The following is a 17,891-nucleotide window of genomic DNA, read 5'->3' as shown; positions in this document are numbered from 1 at the left end:
CGCCTTCAGATGAGCTTCTGGTCGACCAGGTACGCGGCGATCTTCGCGCCGCCGTCACCCGAGTCCTCGACACGCTGACCGGCGCCGCGCGGCGGCTTCGGGGCCGACTCCAGCACCTGCGACCAGGCGGCGCCGAGGCCCACCTCGCCCGCGTCCAGCCCCAGGTCGGCGACCGTGAGCGTGCTGACCGGCTTCTTCTTCGCCGCCATGATGCCCTTGAACGACGGGTACCGCGGCTCGTTGATCTTCTCGTTCACGCTGACCACGGCGGGCAGGCTCGCTTCGAGGTGCGCGACGCCCTCGTCGGTCTCCCGCTCGGCCTTGACCGTGCCGCCTTCGACGGTGAGCTTGCGCACCTGCGTGACCTGCGGCACGCCCAGCAGCTCCGCCAGCATCGCGGGCACCGCGCCCGCGCGGCCGTCGGTGGCCTCGTTGCCCGCGATGACCAGGTCGAAGCCCTCGATCGTGCCGATGGCCTTGGCCAGCACCTTGGCGGTGGTGAGCGCGTCGGAACCGTGCAGGGCCTCGTCGGAGACGTGCACGGCCTTGTCCGCGCCCATGGAGAGCGCCTTGCGGATCGCGTCGGTCGCGCGGTCGGGACCCATCGCGACGACGGTCACCTCGCCGCCGTGCGCCTCCTGGAGCAGCAGCGCCTCTTCCACGGCGCGCTCGTTGATCTCGTCGAGCACAGCGTCCGCGGACTCGCGGTCGAGGGTGTGGTCGGCGTCGGCGAGCTTGCGCTCGGACCAGGTGTCGGGCACCTGCTTGACCAGGACGACAATGTTCATGGGTCCTCTTCGACCTCCTGCGGACGGGCGGCGACGTGGGTCGGCGACGGTAGTTGCCTGCGGCCGCCGGGAATGTTCGTGACCCTGCCATGTCAACGCCGCATTGGCATGGTGGTGTCGGCCACCTGGATGTTACCCACCGGTAGCAGAGGTGCAAACGGCAGCAAGCACCCACGGCGGGTGATGATGCTCACTGGCCCGTTCCGGGCCATTCGGACAATGTCGTCACTCCGCACGACGGCGTTACAGACCCTCCCCCTACTCGGCTAGGTTCGAACGCATGTCCCGGCGAGTAGCGATAGTCACCGACTCCACCGCCTGCCTGCCGCCTCAGTTGACCGAGAAGCTCGGCGTGACCGTCGCGCAGATCCAGGTGCGCATCGGGGACTGGGTGGACGACGAGGCCCGCGTCCCCGTGCCGAAGCTCGTGGACGCCCTGCGCGGTCAGCTCGACGTGGCCACCTCGCCACCCGACCCCGGCGCGTTCTTCTGGTCCTACGCCGACGCGGCGGCCTCCGGCGCCGAGGCGATCGTGTCGCTGCACGTGTCGACCGGCCTCTCGCGGACCGTCGAGGCGGCCCGGCAGGCCGCCGCGCAGGTGCAGGTGCCGGTGCACGTCGTGGACACGCAGACGTGCGGCATGAGCCTCGGGTACGCGGTGGTGGCCGCCGCCACCGTGGCCGCCGCGGGCGGTGACGCGAACCGCGTGCTGTCCGCCGCCCAGCACAGCGTCCGGCGGAGCACCGAGCTGATCTACGTCGACACGCTGGAGTACCTGCAACGGGGTGGGCGGATCGGCAAGGCCGCCGCCCTGCTCGGCTCGGCGCTGTCGATGAAGCCCCTGCTGACCGTGATCGACGGGCAGATCGCACCGCTGGACAAGGTGCTCGGCGCTGAGCGGGCGCTGCGCAAGCTGATCGACATCGCGGTCAAGCGGGCGGGCAAGGAAGCCGTCGACATCGCGGTCGAGCACTTCGACGCGGCCGACCGCGCCAAGACCGTGCTCGACCAGCTGCGCGCGAAGCTGCCGAACGTGCGGCGGTTCCTGGTGACCCAGGTCAGCTCGGCGATCGGCGCGCACGTCGGGCCGGGCGCGGTGGGCGTGACCGTTTCGCCGGTTTAGGAACTCCCTGCGGGGTTTGAGCGTTGTACGGGCAGGGAAGGAGGTGGACATGGCATCTCTGTTCAGCAAACTCGCCGCGTTCGCCCGCAGTCCGCAGGGCCGCCGGGTCACCGAGCAGGTCAAGCACGTGGCGCGCGACCCCCGCAACAAGGCCAAGGCACAGCAACTGCTGCGCAAGCTCCGCAAGCGCTGACCGCGCGCTGACGTTCGAGCGGCCCGCTACCGGTTGGACTCGCGGCGGGCCGCTTCGAACGCGCGCCGGACGGGCTCGGGCTGCGCCACCACCTGGATGACCGCGGCCTCGACACCAGCCTCGGCGGCCTCGCCCGTGTCGCCGGACCCGGCGGCCGGTCCGGACGCTTCCGCGCTCTCGGCGACCGGCGCGACCGGCTCGGTTTCCGCCCCGGACTTGGGCTTGGGCTCGGCTTCCGACTCGGGCTCGGACATGGGCTCAGCTTCCGACTCCGGCTTGAGCTCAACTTCCAACTTGGGCTCGGGCTTCGGCGCGGCTCCCGACACGGGCGCGGCTTCCGACTCTCGCTCGGGTTCAGCTTCAGGCTTGGACTCGGGCTCGGTGTCCGGCTCGGTCCGGACCACGTGCATCCGGCGCACCTCGTCCTGCCGCGCGGGTTTCTCCGTGCCGGGCACGGGATCCGGCACGACGACCAGGTTCGGCCGCGGGTTCGGGCGGTCCGGCGCGGGCAGCGCGGTCGGGATGCCCATCACCGGGTTGCGGTGGATCGGCCTGGTCGCGTAGTCACCCGGCGGGAACCGCGGTTCGAACACGGGCACCGGCGCGGCGGGCACGGGTTCCGGGACCGGTTCGGGTGGTTGTTCCCGGCGCAGCATGACCGCCGTCAGCACGCAGCCCGCCGCGAACGACAAGGCGCACAACCCGAACACGAACGCCACCCCGGACATCACGCATCCTCACTCGACCGACGGGCCGCCGGTCGCACCGCCATCAAGCACCGACCCGCTGGTCGTCGGTGTCCGCCTGTCCGTCGCCCGCCTGGCCGGCGCTGATCGGCCCCGCCTTCGTCGCCCCCGCCATCGTCGGTCCCGCCTTGACCGGTCCGACACCGACCGGCTCCGCGTCGACAGCTCCCGCGTCGACAGGTCCGGCGCTGATGGGCTCGGCGTTCGCCTCCTCGGCACTCGCCTGCTCGACGGTCGTCTGCTCCGGGATCAGGTTGGGCACGCGGTCGGACGCCTCGTCCAGCGCGACGCGCGCCGCCGCCAGCTGCGCGGCCACCGTGTGGCGCAGTTCGCGGAGGTCGTCCGCCTGCCGCTGGATCTCGTCGATCCGCCGGTGCGCCTCCCGCGCCGCGAGCTTGATCAGGAACGCGGCCCGCGCCTTCGCCAGCTCCTCCTGCTCGGCGAAGTGCTGCTCGGCCTCCTTGCGCCGCCGGTTCACGGTCAGCTCGAAGAAGTTCTGCGCCTTGGCGCGCTTGGCGTCCGACTCGGCCTCCAGCTGCGCGCACCGCTCGGCGGCCTCGCGCAGCAACTGGTCGCCGTCCTGCTCGGCCTTGGCCATCGCGGCGGCGCACTCGGCTTCCACCTGCTCGGCACGGGCCCTGAGGTGCGCCTCGACCTCGGCCTGACGGCGTTCCAGGTCGACCTCGCGCTGGTCCAACTCGGCGGCGCGCTGGTTGGCCGCCTCACGCTGGTCGCGCGCGTGCGCGTCGGCCTCGGCCCGTTGCGCGGCCAACTCCTCCTCGACCTGGCGCCGCCGCTCGGCCACCTCGGCCTCGGTGCGCTCGCGCAGCGCCGCGACGTCGTGCTCGGCGCGCACCCGCAGGTCGTTCGCCTCGTCCTCGGCGAGCGTCAACATCCGGTGCAGGCGCTCGGACGCGCCGGAGGTCGTGTTCGGCGACATCTCCAGCCGTTCGATGCGGGCGCGGGCCGCGTCCAGGTCGCTCCGGGTCATTTCGAGCAGCTTGCGCAGATCGGCCGCCTGCGCCAAGGCCTCGGCCCGGTCCAGGGTCGTGTACTTGAGCTGTTCGTCCAGGTTCTCGAGGTGCTCGATCACCTGACGGCGGTGGAAACCCCGGTAGACCACGTCGAAACCCGCGTGCAGCGGAACAATGTCCGGCTCTTTCGCACCCATGGCGGCCCCGCTCGTTCGAAGATTGGCCGAGGGTACCGAGCGTAAGGCACCCAACCGGCACATGACCACCCACGACTACCCTGGTACGACGCGATCGAAGCACCCCGCTTGCAGGCGAAACACCATCAGGGAAGATCGCCGCAAATCAGGCATAGGTCACCCGATAGAGTCATTCCACTGGAATCAAACGGTGCATTGACAATGCGCACAGCAACAAATTGCCCGCGAACGAGTGCCGGGAAGTTCACACGAAAAAGTGACGCTCTAACGGACGGGCGATGCCTACCCGCGAGTAACGAGCAACTACGCTGGCCGGGTGACCGTCGAGCCGCTGCCCCTCACCGGTGAGCGCACCGTGCCCGGGATCGCCGAGGAGAACTACTGGTTCTCCGCCAGGTAGGCGCTGTAAGGCGGGTCGTTCGCGCACGTCGCTGCCGAACGTTGTGCCCGTAGTTCTCGTGGCAGATGAAGGCAGCCCCGTCCACTGTGGACGCAGTGAACGGGGCCTGTGACCTCTCACCTGCCAGGAGGCATGAGGCCGTGATCACGGATTCTCGCACCATCAGCGCACCCGCTGTCGGGTGGCGTGCACATCACGCGGCGGTGACGCCGTGAGCATCGAGTCCGTCTCGTGGGTGCTCAACCACGCGCCGATCCCTCGCGACCGCCGCGACGCGTCCTCCCTGACCGTCGTGCTGCTCGGTCTCGCGAACCACGCCGATCCGTTCGGGCGCAACGCCTTCCCCGCCGTCTCCACGCTGGTCAGGTACACCCGCCTGTCCGAGCGCTCCGTCCAGTACGCGCTGCGGGCGCTGGAGGAGTTGGCGCTGATCGGCCCGTCCGACCCGACGATCGTCGCCGCCTACGTGAAGCGCTCCGACCGCCGGCCGCGCGGCTGGGATCTCGCGGTGCACCGCTCCGAGGAGGCTGTGGACAACTCGGCGGATGGGGTGCAGAGTTTGCGCCCCGCTGACCGGCACGGGGTGCAAACAAGGCCCCACGGGGTGCAAGCAGCGACGCGACGGGGTGCAGAGCTTGCACCCGAACCGTCCTTTAACCATCCAAAGAACCGTCCCGCGCCGAGCGCGCCCGACGGGCGCTCGGCGGGGACGCCGGTCTGCGGGCACTGCGACGCCCGCGACTCCGACCCGGTCTCCGCTCGGCTGGTGTGGCTGGACGAGGACCGCACCCGGTCGACGCCGTGTCCGCGTTGTGCCCCGGCCCGGAGCGGGGTTGCTCGGTGAACGCGGACGCACAGCGCCTGGAGCGCACAGGTCGCGTCATCGCCGGGGCCACGTGGGTGATCGCGGGTGTGGTGATGGTCTACGGCGTGTTGACGGTGACGCCGTGGCTGATCGCGCAGGGCATCCCGGCGTTTTCCGCCTGGATGCTGCCTCCGGCCGTGGACGCCGCCCTGGTGCTGGCACTGGTCGGTGACCGGGTGCTCGCCCAGCACGGCCGCGCCACCGGGTGGGGCGTCACGCTGCGTGCCGTCACCGGCCTGGTGACCCTGGGCCTGAACGTCGCGCCCAGCGCCTTGAAGGGCGACGGCGTGGGCATCGCGCTGCACGCGGTCGGCCCGGTGCTGCTGTGGGTCGCCACCGAGGCGGCCGGCGCGTACCAGCGGGCGTTCGCCGGGCTGGCGGCGGACCTGGCGCGCCATGCCGGAGAGGAGGCTGGCGCACCTGGTGAGGCACCCGCCGACCTGGCGACGCCGGCCCCGATCCACCCGGCGGGCGACCCGGTTCACCAGCTGGAGCACCCGGCGCACCAGGCCGCCGAGAACCTGGTGGGCACGCCGCACCAGTCACCCGGTGAGACCGCCCACCAGGCTGGTGACCAGCCCGAACCGGCCCACCTGGTGGAGCCCGGCGACGACGCCCACCAGGTCCACCAGGAGCCCGTTCATCAGGCCCACCAGGTGAGCGCCGAGCCGGTTCGCCAGGTTGGCGAGCACCCGGTGAGCGTGCCGCGCCAGGCCACGCGCCGGCCGGCGGAGGTCGACCCGGCGGACCTGGTGGAGCGCGCCCGCGCCGTGCTGGCGACCGCCCGCCAGGAGGGCCGCCAGGTCGGCCGCACCCGGTTGGCGAAGGAGTTGGGGATCACCGAGCACCAGGCCCGCCGGGTGCTCGCCGACGCCACCAGGCCGCGCCTGGCGGCCGTCGCCGGGGAGGTGGCGAGCCGTGGCTGAACGTGCACACAAGCAGCGGGAGGAGCTGGACGAGATGGGCGAGCTGGTCGTGTTCCCCGGCGCGGCTGCCGCGCCCGCCGACGAGCCGGGGCCGGTCACGCCGCCCCCGGCCGCCGGGCCGGTGCAGCCCGCGCCGGAGGTGTTGACCGGGGAGCTGATCACCGACGCCGAGTACCAGCGGAGCAAGGCGCGGAAGCTCGCGGAGCAGGCCGTCTCCAAGCTCCCGGCGAAGTGGCAGAGCGCCGAGAGCGCGAAGCAGGCCGGAGCGGCGCTGGCGGGCCGCGCCGCCGCATTGCCGTTCCGCTACCCGGCCGCCGTCGGGCGCGGCGCGGTCGTGTCGGCCCGCGCCTGGTGGTCGTGGGTGCGGGTCGCGGACTTCTACGACGCGGCGAAGTCGAGCGACAGCCTGGCCTCGCGGTGGCAGGAGATCGCCGTGGTGCGCCGCCGCCGGGGCGTGGTCACGGTGGCGGGCGCAGGCACCACCGGGTTGGCCGGGCTGGTCACCGAGCTGACCGTCGGGTCCGTGCCGCTGCTGGTCGCCGGGGGCGCGGTGTCCCTGGTGCTGGCCGCCGCCGGTCGCCGCAAGGACGGCTCCCCGGGCCGTCAGGCGGTGCTGGGCGGCTCCCGGTCGCTGGCGATGCTGCTGGACGGCGACAACTTGATCGAGGCGTTCCGGGCGGCCGGCGCGATCGGCAAGGGTGACCCGCTGTACTTCGTGGAGCGGCCCCGACAGGACAGCACCGGCTGGTCGATGGTGCTGGACCTGCCGCCCAGCCGCCGCGCCTCCGACGTGATCGCCAAGCGCGAGGCGCTGGCCTCCGCGCTGGCGGTGGACGAGGTCCGGCTGATCTTGGAACGCGTCCGGGGCGACAGGGGCCACGCGGGCAGGGTGGCGCTGTGGATCGGCCACTCCGACCCGTACGCCGCAGACCCGGTGCCCAGCCCGCTGGCGTCGGCCGCGTCGTGGGACCTGTGGCGGCCGGTGCCGTTCGGCGCCACCGCACGGGGCGCGGACGTGAGCCTGCCCGTGGTGTGGACGTCGCTGCTGATCGGCGCGATCCCGCGCCAGGGAAAGACGTTCGTCGCCAGGCTCCCGCTGACGGCCGCCGCCCTGGACCCGCACGTGCGGCTGATCATCGCCGACGGCAAGGGCGGCAAGGACTTCCGCCCGTTCGAACAGGTGGCGCACCGGTCCATCCGGGGATCGCGCGAGGCCGACGCGCGCCGCCTGATCCGCGTGCTGGAGGAGTGCGCGGCGGACGTCGCCGACCGGTTCGACCGGCTGTCGGAGATGGACGACGAGCTGTGCCCCGAGTCGAAGGTGACGCCGGAGATCACCCGCGACCCGGCCCACGGGATGCCGCTGACCGTGATCGGCATCGACGAGGTGCAGAACTTCCTCGGGATGGACGTGCCGTTGGACGAGGACAACCCGAAGGGCAAGAAGGTCGGGCAGCGGATCTGTGAGCTGCTGACGTTCATCGCCAAGACCGGCCCGGCGGCCGGGTACTCGCTGGTCCTGGCCACGCAGAAGCCGGACGCCCAGGTCATCCCCGACGGGTTGCGCGGGCAGCTCGGCACCCGGTTCGCGCTCAAGGTCATGACCTACCAGGCGTCGGAGACCATCCTCGGCGCGGGCACGTACCGGGCCGGGATGGACGCGAGCAAGCTGCTCACCTCCCACAAGGGCGTGGGCTTGCTGCTCGGCGCGGACGGCGAGACCGAGCTGTCCGCCGGGGACGCGGTCACGGTGCGCACGCACCTGCTGCACATCGCCGCGATCCGCGCGGCGTGCGAGCGCGGCCGGGTGCTGCGTGAGCAGGCCGGGACGCTCACCGGGGACGCGGCCGGACAGAACGACCTGGCCGACCTGGACCCGACCGTGGCCGCGCGCCTGGCCGGCGAGGTCACCGCTACCGCGACCGGGCCGGAGCCGGTGGACGCCGAGCTGCTGCCGGAGGTCCTGGAGCTGCTGGCCGACGTCCTCGGCGACGACGAGCACGGCCTGGTGCCCGTCGCCGAGCTGGCGGCGCGCATCGAGTGGACGCCGAAGCGGCTCGGCGAGGAGCTGCGCGCGGCCGGGGTGCCGTCGGCGGGCAAGCGCCGCGTGGAAGGCCACCCCAACCCGGTCGCGGTGGTCGACGTGGACGCGATCCGGGCCGCGCTTGGCGGCTGAGAGGGCCGGAACGAGAGTCGGAACGGGTCGGCACACCCGTTCCGACCACCGACGCCACTGTTCCGACCCCGCACAACCACCCCACAGGCCCGTGAGCTGCACGGACGGTCCTGTTCCGAGGTCACCGCAGGCTCACCGCGGATCGCCCTCACAGACGCTCACAGGCCCGATTCCGGGCCTTGTTCCGACCGGGTCGGCACGGCCGCCGGGTCGGCATACCGAAGGTCGCTACACCCGCACCGTCGCCTAGCCCGTTCGCGTGACACGTCACCGAACGGGGTAACGCCACTGATCAACGAACCGATGAGGCTGTGACCAGGGCATTGTTCTGCCATGCTGACGGCGTGAGCGTGGCGAACACGGGAAGGGAGGTGGACGTTGTTCCCCGTTGACGTTGCGTCGGTGCTCAGTGGCGCTTCCGTGCGGCAGTTGGATCACTGGCGCAGGACCGAACTGTTGGTCCCCGAGTATTCGACGCATCCGGTGCGCTACTCCTTCCGCGACCTCGTGGCGTTGCGGATCGTGATGAAACTTCGCACGGATCTCAGTCTCCAGAAGGTTCGCAAGGCGTTCGGCAACCTCCCCGCATATAACTTCACCCACCACCCAGGCGAGTACCGGTTCGGCACCGACGGCGACACCATCGCTGTGATGGACCTGGACGACCGGCAGTGGACCGACCTGGTGCGGCAACCTGGGCAACCGCACCTGTTCACCCTCGCGGAAGTCTTCGCTCCGTTCACCACACAGAGTGGCCGGAAGGTCGTCGACTTCATGCGCCCTCGCAAGCGCCTACAGGTCGACAGTGAGCGCATGGGCGGTTGGCCGACGATCGAGGGCACACGGGTCGGCTTCGACACGGTCGCCAACTTGATGGAGGATGGCTCGCTGACCGCCGACGACGTGCACTACTACTACCCGTCCGTGGCAGTGGAGGCGGTGGCCGACGCCGTCAGCTTCGCCGAGGACGTGGTACTCGCCAGGAGCGCCGCCGCGTGAAGTTCTTCATCGACGAGAACCTCCCCCCGCGCCTGACGGACCCCTTGGACGTGATCTTCCGGGGCCACGAGTTCCGGTCGTGCCTCCATGAGGGCCTGAGTGGCACGCTCGACATCCCCTTGTTCGAAATCCTGCGCACCCGAGAGTTCGGGGCGATCATCACGAAAGACACCGGACAGGTGGGGCGCAACGACGACGAGCGCCGCGCCTTGCACGAACGCGGTATCCACTGGATCGGCGTGAAAGAGCCCTCCGCGCGCGGCCTCCAACTCGTGACGGCTTGGGTCGCGAGCATCACCGCCGCGATGCCGCACATCCTGGAGAAGGTTGAGCAAGCCGACTGCCAACCTTCGTGGTTCGGCGTGAAGGGCATCACCCATCAGTCGGCGCAGCGCATGGACTCCGGCGAACTGTGGCGGCCCCGCTGGGGGGCTCGTCCGGCCGCATGACGGAACTGTCGTGCCTGCGCTGCCTCGTACCCGCGTGGCGTGATGTCAACGGTGCCTCGCGACTGCCTGTCTGGCACAGTCTGCGCACCGACTAGAGATTCCCCGAGCAACACCGGTAAAACTGCGCAAATTCCGAATACCCCCAAAGGAGCGAATAGAGTTGCCCCTGCTCGAATTCCTCCCGACACTAATAGGCGTACTTGCCAGCGCCGGCTCATTGATTTTGGCGCAAATCGGAGCCAGAATCACTCGACGCGGACCCAAAAAGGGTACACCCTTCTTCACCGATGCGCAAGGCAGAGTCCGTCCCATAAACTCCCGAAAGGGAGGAGCGGCGGACTCAACCGAAGAAAAACCCAGCACGACAAGCCGCCCCGCCAACCATCTACCGCTTGAGGAACGTATCAAGATTTTGAGCGAGAACCTGCAAGAATCTCGTTCTCTGATGGATGAAATCTCGATCGAACTTACTGCACAGGCAGCAAAGATAGCGGAAGCAAGGGCCGAAGCCGAGCACCACAAAAGTCTCGCAGCAGCCCATGAAGAAGCTGCCGAAGCAATGGACAAGCTCGTGGAGACGACGGTTCGCAGAGTTCAAGGGGAGATTACCGAAAGACAGGAATTAGCCAGTCGCTTGAACGCAAAAAGAAACCGGTGGCAGCAGTGGCTATTCTTCCTAGCCGGACTCCTCGCCAGTATCCCACTTGGACTACTAGTCAATTTCGTCTATGACTTGATCAAGTAGCGGCTCATGGTCCCCACGGGTAGCCCTGCACATCCTCGTCGAACGCAGCGTTCAGCTCCGCGTCGTCGATTCCGTCGTCGGTGCGCAGCGAGCTGTCCGCCCCCATTCCGGCTGCGTTCAGCAGCGCCCAGATTCCGCACGCAACGGCCGCGTACTCACGGGTGGTGACGTCGTCGGGTAGCAGTACTTCCAGTCGTCGAGCAGGCACGCACACAGCGTGCCCCGCGAACCGACGACCGCGCGAGCCCTTGTCGGACGGCGATTATCCCGGTAGCCCGTTGATCACGCGGGGCGCGGGACAGGGTGGAGCGGCTCCGGCCTGGGGTGGTCGCGACGCGCCGACGTCTACGGCTGCCCCGCGCCCCGTCCCGGCGGGGCAGAAGTGCAGTCGGAACACCACCCGGTCGGGCGAACCGGTCGCGCCGGGACCGGGACGCGGACCACCGCGCACATCGCGCCGCGTGCAGCCGCGCGCTCCGGAAGTCGAGCGTGCGGGCGTCGGCATCGACGGATGCGCGAGTCGACGGAACGCCCCACCGCGCGGGCGGACGGACCCGCCACCGCTGTGACCATCACCGCTGTGCCGGGCCGTGGCCCTTCGCCAAGCGCGGCGCGAGCCGGGAACTGGGGTGCGGCAGCAACAGCAGCTCCTGCACGACCTCGGCGAGCGAGCCCGTGTACTCCCACGTGATCGCGTGGTCACGGTCAAGGCGCAGGCCCAACGCGTCGCCCGCGTCGCGGAACCGGATGCCGTCGCGCCACCCGCCCTGCCACATGCGGAACCCGTCGATCTCGTCCCGGCCCGGCTGGAGGGGCAGGAAGCGCCACCCGCCGTCCACCAGGTCGAGCAGGTGGCGCAGCGGCGGGTACAGCGCGACGATCGCCGCCTCGGCCGCACCGGGGATGATCAGGCCCGTCATCACGCCCCCGTACCGTGCGCGGTCGGGCCGACCGTGACGGCCGGGCCGGGGCCACCGGCCGCCACGGTCGGAGTCGGGTAGCGCGGCAGCTTGTCCGCGCCGCAGCGCTCGCGCAGCTCGGCCACGGTCGTGCGGGCTTCGAGGGTGGCGCGCATGCGGGCGACCTGGCGGCGGCGCAGGACTTCACGGCGGACGTGGAGGGCGAGCCACCACACGACCCCGACCGCTACGGCTCCCACCACGGCGAGCACCCACACCATGACCGACTCCCTGCCGTTCACCCGACCAGCACTGGTGGTCCGGAACGGTAGGAGTGATCAACAGCTAGCGGTTAACTGCCTGTTAACGGGCCGCGAGGTTCACCCGGTCGGCGCGACGCCCATGCGCCACGCGAGGCCGCGCAGCTCCCGGTCGGCCGCGTCGCGCTGCGCGCGGCGCAGCAGGTCGGCGACGGCCTCACGGACGAACACGTTGTTGCGGACGCGTTGCGGCGCGATGGATTCCGCGGTGACCAACGCCTGGACGCCCTTGTCGACGGTGGCGCGTTCGGTGAGCAGCGACCGCCCCAGGTCGGTCCAGTACATCGCGCGCCGGGCCTTCGCCGGAAGCTCGGCGGGGTCGACGTGGCGGGCCAGCTCGACGACCTTCCCTCCCTCGCCCAGCTCGGTCGCCAGGGACACCCGCCACACACCGACGTTGGGCCGGCCGAAGTGCAGGAAGGCGAAGTTCTCCCGCTCGTCCGGCAGACGCTCCGCGAGGGCGGCGGCCTCGTCCAGGTGCGTGCGGGCGGTGTCGCCGTCGCGCATCGACGCGGCGGCCAGGGCGGCGTTGAGGTGCAGCATCCCGCGCGCCTGGAGGACGTTCGGCCCGTCGGCGCCGGTCAGGCGGTCGATGCCACGAACGGACGCGGCGAGCTGGTGGGCGCGGCCCTGCGACCCGGCGGCGTGCCCGCGCAGCCACACGGCGAACGCCAGCCACTCCGCCTCGCCCAACTCCTCCGCGCACTGCTGCGCCAGGCGGGCCGCGACCACGGGCAGCCCACGCACCCCCAGGTTCTTCGTGAGCACAGCGGCGGCGTGGTAGGCGTGCAGCAGGCCGACCAGCACGTCACGGCGGTGCGAGGGGTGATGCACGTAGGCGGCGTGGAGTCCGAGCAGCAGGCCCGGCACCACACGTCCCTGCGCGGCGTAGTCGGCCTCCGGTCGCAGCACGGTGTTCAGGTGGATGACCCGGTCGCGCAGCTCCGGCCACGGTGCGGGCTTGACGCCCGGGTCCACGCCCAGGTCGACGGCGGACAGCACGGTCTCCACCTCGCGGATCGCGGCGTGCGCTTCCGCCCCGTTCGCGTCGGTCGGCGGGAACGGGGAGCCGGTCAGCTCGGTGGGTGCGACCTGGAGGGCGTTCGCGAGGGCTTCGAGCACGGCACGCTTGGTGACCGGCCGCAGACCCCGTTCGATCATGCTGAGGTAGGCCGGGGTGATCCCGGCGAGCCCGGCGACGGCGGTCAGCGGGAGACGCCGCCACGAGCGGACCTCCCGCAGGCGGCGGCCGATGTGGTTGTCGTCGACGTCCACGCGCACCTCCCCGGTCACCCACAAGGGTAGCCGGGTCAAGTCGGCGCATCAGTCGGGCGACGGGGCGGCTTACAGCTCGCCGAGAGTGGCCAGCCGTGCCGCCTTCAACTCGGAGGCATGGTGGTCAAGCGCCTCGACAAGGCGGCCCATCACGGCGGCGTGCCGGTCCAACGCGCCCGCGTACCTGTCGAGGGAGCCGGCGTGCCGGTTCAGCTTCTCCGTCAGGAGGTCCATCGCGGCGCGCTGCTCCTCGGACAGGCGCTCCTGCCGCCTACCGTTGAGGCTCACCTGCACCGCTGTGGCGAGGGCCGCGTGCATCGTCGCCGCCCCCTGCTCCACAATCCGCTCCGCCGCCTGCCCAACCTCCCGCTCCTCACGGATCAGCGTCTGGACGTGCAACCGCGCTTCCATCGCCTCGTCCAAGGCGTCGTTCACGTACTGCGCATCGTGCTGGTCGTCTTGGTCGTCGTACCGCGCCACATCGAGCATGTATCGACCGTGGCCCGGCCCACCGTTCGCGGACATCCCCTGATCCGGTGCGTCCGCCGCGCGATCGAGTGGCTTCCAGCCACCGCCCGCAGCTACAGGCCGATCCCAGCCGCCGCGTTGTCGCTCCACTGGTCCACGGTGCGCATGTACCTGAACAGCACCGCCGAGTTCGGCGCGTGCCCCGTATGGGCGCTGATCGTCTTCACGTCGTGCCCGGCCCGCCGTGCCTCGGTCGCCAACCCGGCACGCGCCGAGTGCCCGGTGAGGTGCGCCGCGACCCCGGCCCGCTCGCCAGCCTTCGTGATGATCGTGCCGACCGACTGCCCCGTGAGTCCGCCGAGCACGCGGCCGTGCCGGTCGATCCGCCGCAGCGCCGGGCCGCCGGTGATCCCGGACGCGGCCAGCCACGCGCGCCACGCCCGCACCGGGCACGTGCCCTCGTGGGAGCCGTAGGGGACGGCGACGGTCCGGCCGCCGGTCTTGCCTGTCCGCACGGTGACCACCAAGCCCTCCGGTGCCTCCACGATGTCGGACACCAACAGCGCGGCGACCTCCGAGCGGCGGCCCGCGATCGAGAACGCCAGCAGCATCACGGCCCGGTCGCGGACGCCGGACAGGGTGTCCGGGCAGGCGGCGGACATCGCGCGCAGGTCCTTGATCGTCATCGCGGCGGCCTCGCCCCGGCCACGCTTCTCCCCTGCCTCCGCGAGCCGACGCCGGTACCCGTTGAGCGCGGCGCGGGCGGCGGAGGTCACGGCCTTGGCCGGCTCCGCGCCGCGCTGCCGCAGCCCGACCACGGCCCCGGTGAGCCTGCGGTCGATGGTCGACGGGGCGGCGTCCTGCTTCTCCAGCCACACCACGAACCCGACAAGCGCGCCGGCGGTCGCAGAGTCCTCCGGGATACCCAAGTCGGTGACGTACCGGACCCACACCTTCCAGTCCGCCGCGTAGGCGCGCGTCGTGTTCGCCGGGCGCTGGTCGCGGACGTACTCCTCAGCCATCGCGTCGAGCACCTTCAACCGCACGGCGGGCACGGCGGGGAGGGTGGCGGAGGGAGTCGCCGGGGCCGGATTCTGAGTCACGATATGAGACCTTATCGTGAGTCAGGACGATATGGGGCACCCGCTGGAACACTGTCGGACCATCTTGCGATGCTGCCAATGTGACGGACGCCGAAGCCGTGAACGACATGAGCACCAAAGAGCGAATCCTTGCGCAGACGGCCTTGCTGTTGGAGTCCCGCGGCGACACCGAAGCGGTGCAACTCCTTGCCGACGTGCAGGACATCTCGTTCGAGTACACGGGCGAGAGCTACTACTACGAGTCCTGGCGTGTGGAGACTCGCGCCGCCGTTCTCGAAGTGGAAGACCACATGGTCGCTCGCTTCACCGACGAGATCCGGCAGCGGATCGCCACGACGTTGGAGTACGTCGCCGGACGTCACGGTGAACATGGTGTCGATGAGGTACGGGCCGAACCTGCTCTGCCTCAAGTCGGTCCCGATTGGCGCGCTCTTGTCAAGGGTAGAAGCGAGTCCGACCGGTCCTCCAACCATGCCCGCCGCGAACGCAATGCACCACAGCACCCGACCGAGGACGGCCTGACCTTCAGCAGCCGCGAGGAACTTGCGGTCTACCACGTGTTGAAGACGCTCCAGCAGGAGGCACAGGAGGACAACACGATCGCGATCATGCCGCTCCCCGCAGCCCGACTTCGGGCCGGGCACACCTGGTCACCCGACTGCGTGGTGATCGGCAACGGCCGTGCCCTGATCTTCGAGATCGACGGGCCGCACCACCGCGCCGGTCGGCGTTACGTGGACGACCGCAACCGGGACCTCCAGTGGTCGCGGTGCCGCGTGCAGGTGGTCCGCATCGCGGTCGAGGACGTGCGCGACGCGAACAAGCTGAAGGTGCGGCTCAAGGAGGAGATCCTGCGGCACCTCTGGCGGCGCTGATCCTCCGACGTCGGCGCACGCCGACCCGCTACAGGTACTCGCGCCAGCACACGCTGCACCGCCCCTTGCCGCGCTCCTTGGCCTGCCGGGCGGTCACCTGCTCCACCGGGTTGAGCTTGCGGCCGTACTTGATCGAGTTGCGCACACCCCGTTGGTAGCCGGAGCACCCCTCGTCACGGTGAAAGGTCCGGCCGCCGACGGTGACGATTCCGGGCGTGTCCGGTGGCGGCCACGGCTGGTCGAGTTGGTAGCCCCACCCCTGCGCGTCGTCCGTCGTCATGGGGAGACCCTGCCACGTCCGCGCGCATGGTCCAGGCCGCGCCGCAGTCCGCCGCCCGTCGTCATCGCGTTGGAGTCGGCGTCGGGTTCCGCTTCACGCTCAACCACCAGAAGCACGGCGCACCCGGCCCGTTGTCGCGTGCACGCGGATTCGTCAGGCAGGGGTCGGGCTCGTGGGGCGCGTTCGCCTCGGCCTCCGCTTCCCCCTCGGCGCGACCGTCCTCAAACCCTCGGTCGTACCCGATGTCGTAGGCCGCCCGGAGTTCGCTCTCACTGAACACGCGGGAGCTGGTCGTGCTCGTCGGAACCGGAGCCGACGCCCCTCCGACGGAGGCCGACTCCCCAGGGACAGAGCTGATCAACCAGCCCAACGCGCCGCCCGCGACCAACGCGGCCACGACCGCTACCACCACCGGGACGCGGTTACGCCAAGCCGACCGCTCAGGGCCGTCCTGCACGTTCCCCTCGTCCGCCGGCGCTACCCCGTCCGCCGCTTGCGCATCGTCCATAACCGCTCGTCGCAGGCCACACCGCCGCCGTTACGCGTCCACCGCAGCGTCCCTGCCGCCAGCTCCCCGCACGTCCCCGCTCACGTCGCCCGCCCCCACCCGTGCGCGCCGCAGTACATCGAGCCCCCGGCCCGGCCGCCGTCGCGCGCCAGCACCCGCCCGCCGCACACCGCGCACGCCGCCGGGCGCACGCGGCCGTTCGCTTCCATCACGTGCACCACGTCCCGCTCCAGCGCCTCGGCGAACACGTCCTCCACCGACTCGCGCAGCTCCCGCGCCTCCGCCAGCTCGGCGCGTGTGAGCCGGGCCCGCCCCGGCCGTGTTGACGGCACCATGGCCCGCAGGCCCACGACCTTGACCTCCAGCAGGCTCCGCGGGCCGCCCTTCACCGCGATCAAGCGCGCGTGGCGGTTCGCCGGGTGCAGCACCGGGCCGAACTCGAACAGGTCCACCTCGTCGATGTGCCGGGTGCCCCCGGCCTGCCGCGCCCGGCGGGCGTTGTAGCCGATCGACCACGTCGACTCCGACGGCCCGTAGAACTTCGCGTTGAGCAGCGCCGCCCGGCCGTCCGGAGTCTCGGTGTTGATCAGCGCCCGCGCCCACAACGCCCCGGCCTGCTTCGGCCACGGCCTGCCGTCGTAGGTCGTGGCGGGCAGCCGGGGGTCGCCGGGCAGCAGCTCCTTCACGTCGAGCACCCGCCCGATCGGCCGGTTCCAGTCGTGCCCCAACACCACCTTCGGCCGCCGCTCCCGCAACGTGCGCGCGAACGCGCCCGGCGTGATCACGTCGCCCATGTCGTCGCGGACGCCGGTCACCGCCGCCAACACCTCCACGACGCCGGTCGACGGCTCGGCCTCAGCACGGCGGGGCGAAGTGGCACAACGCGGTTCGGCCTGCTCCAGGGTCATGTGTCGATGATCGGCCGCGCCGGGGCCGCGGTTCGGCCGACGCGCCGCGCGAGTAGTAGCCGCAGACGCGGTCACCGAGGACAACCACACCGTGACTCACCTAGTAGTGTGTCGCTGCTTAGTTCTGGCATATTCGGGTGGGAGAGTGGCATCCGGCAGGTCCGTGCACCTGCCGGACGAGGATGGTTGTGGTGCCTTCGCAGAAGAAGCGTCCGGTCGTGCTGACCGAGGCGGATCGTGCCGGGTTGGTCCGGTTGACCAAGACGGGTGTGCACCCGGCTTCGATGATCATGCGTGCGCGGGTATTGCTGGCGTTGGACACCTCGGCGGGTGAGGTCGATGCGAAGGAGGTGATCGCGGCCCGACTGGGGGTCTCGGGCGAGACGCTGCGGCTGGTCGCCAAGCGGTTCGCCGACACCGGCGGCGATGTGCACGCCACGATCTCGCGTAAAAAGCGCGCACTGCCGCCGGTGCCGTCCCCGGTGACCGGTGAGGTCGAGGCCCGGTTGATCGCGCTGGCCTGCTCGGCCCCTCCGCCGGGATACGGGCGGTGGTCGTTGCGGCTGCTGGAAAAACACGTCGCGCTCATCGAGGACATCCCGGATCTGGACCACTCCACCATCGGGCGGGTGTTAAAAAAACGGAACTGCGTCCTCACCTGAGGAAGTGCTGGT

The 17,891-nt window shown here is 70.8% G+C and carries 21 protein-coding genes; 10 read left to right on the top strand and 11 right to left on the bottom strand.

Annotated elements, in window-relative coordinates; all coding sequences use genetic code 11:
- Positions 1–5: 5 nt before the first annotated feature.
- Entirely contained in the window at positions 6–788 is a 783-nt protein-coding gene (locus ADK67_RS46390) for an electron transfer flavoprotein subunit beta/FixA family protein (protein WP_053723025.1), read from the bottom strand.
- Positions 789–1,068: 280 nt separating this feature from the next.
- On the opposite strand from ADK67_RS46390, the gene ADK67_RS46385 reads away from it, so the two are divergent.
- Positions 1,069–1,911: a DegV family protein gene (locus ADK67_RS46385; RefSeq protein WP_053723024.1), complete on the top strand. Its 843-nt coding sequence runs from the start codon at positions 1,069–1,071 to the stop codon at positions 1,909–1,911.
- Positions 1,912–1,960: 49 nt separating this feature from the next.
- Complete coding sequence (locus tag ADK67_RS53195) at positions 1,961–2,104, top strand: hypothetical protein (RefSeq protein ID WP_197289936.1); 144 nt, start codon at positions 1,961–1,963, stop codon at positions 2,102–2,104.
- Positions 2,105–2,130: 26 nt separating this feature from the next.
- Here ADK67_RS53195 and ADK67_RS46380 read toward each other — a convergent pair whose 3' ends face one another.
- The gene (locus ADK67_RS46380) at positions 2,131–2,832 is read right to left on the bottom strand and encodes a hypothetical protein (protein WP_053723023.1); all 702 of its coding nucleotides are present in this window, start codon (positions 2,830–2,832) and stop codon (positions 2,131–2,133) included.
- Between the two features lie 43 nt (positions 2,833–2,875).
- Positions 2,876–4,021, bottom strand: coding sequence for a hypothetical protein (locus ADK67_RS46375; protein ID WP_053723022.1), 1,146 nt, complete (start codon positions 4,019–4,021; stop codon positions 2,876–2,878).
- Between the two features lie 611 nt (positions 4,022–4,632).
- Here ADK67_RS46375 and ADK67_RS46370 point away from each other — a divergent pair.
- The 6 genes from ADK67_RS46370 (at position 4,633) to ADK67_RS51950 (ending at position 10,581) form a co-directional block, all read left to right on the top strand.
- Complete coding sequence (locus ADK67_RS46370; RefSeq protein ID WP_053723021.1) at positions 4,633–5,265, top strand: helix-turn-helix domain-containing protein; 633 nt, start codon at positions 4,633–4,635, stop codon at positions 5,263–5,265.
- Positions 5,262–6,212, top strand: a complete 951-nt coding sequence (locus tag ADK67_RS46365) for a hypothetical protein (RefSeq protein ID WP_157621630.1) — start codon at positions 5,262–5,264, stop codon at positions 6,210–6,212. The genes ADK67_RS46370 and ADK67_RS46365 overlap by 4 nt, the downstream gene beginning before the upstream one ends.
- Complete coding sequence (locus tag ADK67_RS46360; protein WP_053723019.1) at positions 6,205–8,388, top strand: hypothetical protein; 2,184 nt, start codon at positions 6,205–6,207, stop codon at positions 8,386–8,388. The genes ADK67_RS46365 and ADK67_RS46360 overlap by 8 nt, the downstream gene beginning before the upstream one ends.
- A 378-nt stretch (positions 8,389–8,766) precedes the next feature.
- Complete coding sequence (locus ADK67_RS46355; RefSeq protein WP_053723018.1) at positions 8,767–9,387, top strand: DUF433 domain-containing protein; 621 nt, start codon at positions 8,767–8,769, stop codon at positions 9,385–9,387.
- Positions 9,384–9,836, top strand: coding sequence for a hypothetical protein (locus ADK67_RS46350; RefSeq protein ID WP_053723017.1), 453 nt, complete (start codon positions 9,384–9,386; stop codon positions 9,834–9,836). Before ADK67_RS46355 ends, ADK67_RS46350 begins: the two co-directional genes overlap by 4 nt.
- A 160-nt stretch (positions 9,837–9,996) precedes the next feature.
- Complete coding sequence (locus tag ADK67_RS51950; protein ID WP_157621629.1) at positions 9,997–10,581, top strand: hypothetical protein; 585 nt, start codon at positions 9,997–9,999, stop codon at positions 10,579–10,581.
- Between the two features lie 4 nt (positions 10,582–10,585).
- Here ADK67_RS51950 and ADK67_RS51945 read toward each other — a convergent pair whose 3' ends face one another.
- The 6 genes from ADK67_RS51945 to ADK67_RS46325 form a co-directional block, all read right to left on the bottom strand.
- Complete coding sequence (locus ADK67_RS51945; RefSeq protein WP_157621628.1) at positions 10,586–10,789, bottom strand: hypothetical protein; 204 nt, start codon at positions 10,787–10,789, stop codon at positions 10,586–10,588.
- A 364-nt stretch (positions 10,790–11,153) separates the two neighbouring features.
- Complete coding sequence (locus ADK67_RS46345) at positions 11,154–11,501, bottom strand: hypothetical protein (RefSeq protein ID WP_053723016.1); 348 nt, start codon at positions 11,499–11,501, stop codon at positions 11,154–11,156.
- A complete protein-coding gene (locus ADK67_RS46340) occupies positions 11,501–11,761 on the bottom strand; it encodes a hypothetical protein (RefSeq protein ID WP_157621627.1) in 261 nt (86 codons plus the stop codon). Before ADK67_RS46340 ends, ADK67_RS46345 begins: the two co-directional genes overlap by 1 nt.
- Positions 11,762–11,860: 99 nt before the next feature.
- Positions 11,861–13,093, bottom strand: a complete 1,233-nt coding sequence (locus tag ADK67_RS46335; protein ID WP_231648701.1) for a helix-turn-helix domain-containing protein — start codon at positions 13,091–13,093, stop codon at positions 11,861–11,863.
- Between the two features lie 51 nt (positions 13,094–13,144).
- Positions 13,145–13,564, bottom strand: coding sequence for a hypothetical protein (locus ADK67_RS46330; protein WP_053723014.1), 420 nt, complete (start codon positions 13,562–13,564; stop codon positions 13,145–13,147).
- Between the two features lie 92 nt (positions 13,565–13,656).
- Positions 13,657–14,646 (bottom strand): site-specific integrase, encoded by a 990-nt coding sequence (locus ADK67_RS46325; RefSeq protein WP_231648700.1) that lies wholly within the window; start codon positions 14,644–14,646, stop codon positions 13,657–13,659.
- A gap of 80 nt (positions 14,647–14,726) precedes the next feature.
- Here ADK67_RS46325 and ADK67_RS46320 point away from each other — a divergent pair, with 80 nt between their 5' ends.
- Positions 14,727–15,521 (top strand): hypothetical protein, encoded by a 795-nt coding sequence (locus ADK67_RS46320; RefSeq protein WP_053723012.1) that lies wholly within the window; start codon positions 14,727–14,729, stop codon positions 15,519–15,521.
- Positions 15,522–15,549: 28 nt separating this feature from the next.
- On the opposite strand, the gene ADK67_RS46315 is transcribed toward ADK67_RS46320, so the two are convergent.
- Positions 15,550–15,801 (bottom strand): hypothetical protein, encoded by a 252-nt coding sequence (locus ADK67_RS46315; RefSeq protein WP_053723011.1) that lies wholly within the window; start codon positions 15,799–15,801, stop codon positions 15,550–15,552.
- 588 nt (positions 15,802–16,389) lie between these two features.
- Positions 16,390–17,217 (bottom strand): HK97 family phage prohead protease, encoded by an 828-nt coding sequence (locus ADK67_RS46305; RefSeq protein ID WP_157621626.1) that lies wholly within the window; start codon positions 17,215–17,217, stop codon positions 16,390–16,392.
- A gap of 191 nt (positions 17,218–17,408) precedes the next feature.
- Here ADK67_RS46305 and ADK67_RS46300 point away from each other — a divergent pair, with 191 nt between their 5' ends.
- Positions 17,409–17,879: a helix-turn-helix domain-containing protein gene (locus ADK67_RS46300; protein ID WP_442974260.1), complete on the top strand. Its 471-nt coding sequence runs from the start codon at positions 17,409–17,411 to the stop codon at positions 17,877–17,879.
- Positions 17,880–17,891 lie beyond the last annotated feature (12 nt).

It is taken from the genome of Saccharothrix sp. NRRL B-16348 (assembly GCF_001280085.1).
Classification (GTDB): Bacteria; Actinomycetota; Actinomycetes; order Mycobacteriales; family Pseudonocardiaceae; genus Actinosynnema.
This window is presented reverse-complemented; position numbering and strand designations above follow the sequence as displayed.

Excerpts from the sequence above, each read along its gene's own strand:
- ADK67_RS53195 (WP_197289936.1), top strand. The coding sequence starts at position 1,961 with ATGGCATCTCTGTTCAGCAAACTCGCCGCGTTCGCCCGCAGTCCGCAG.
- ADK67_RS46390 (WP_053723025.1), bottom strand. The coding sequence starts at position 788 with ATGAACATTGTCGTCCTGGTCAAGCAGGTGCCCGACACCTGGTCCGAG.
- ADK67_RS46345 (WP_053723016.1), bottom strand. The coding sequence starts at position 11,501 with ATGACGGGCCTGATCATCCCCGGTGCGGCCGAGGCGGCGATCGTCGCG.
- ADK67_RS46375 (WP_053723022.1), bottom strand. The coding sequence starts at position 4,021 with ATGGGTGCGAAAGAGCCGGACATTGTTCCGCTGCACGCGGGTTTCGAC.
- ADK67_RS46340 (WP_157621627.1), bottom strand. The coding sequence starts at position 11,761 with ATGGTGTGGGTGCTCGCCGTGGTGGGAGCCGTAGCGGTCGGGGTCGTG.
- ADK67_RS46305 (WP_157621626.1), bottom strand. The coding sequence starts at position 17,217 with ATGACCCTGGAGCAGGCCGAACCGCGTTGTGCCACTTCGCCCCGCCGT.
- ADK67_RS46385 (WP_053723024.1), top strand. The coding sequence starts at position 1,069 with ATGTCCCGGCGAGTAGCGATAGTCACCGACTCCACCGCCTGCCTGCCG.
- ADK67_RS46330 (WP_053723014.1), bottom strand. The coding sequence starts at position 13,564 with ATGCTCGATGTGGCGCGGTACGACGACCAAGACGACCAGCACGATGCG.
- ADK67_RS46380 (WP_053723023.1), bottom strand. The coding sequence starts at position 2,832 with ATGTCCGGGGTGGCGTTCGTGTTCGGGTTGTGCGCCTTGTCGTTCGCG.
- ADK67_RS46315 (WP_053723011.1), bottom strand. The coding sequence starts at position 15,801 with ATGACGACGGACGACGCGCAGGGGTGGGGCTACCAACTCGACCAGCCG.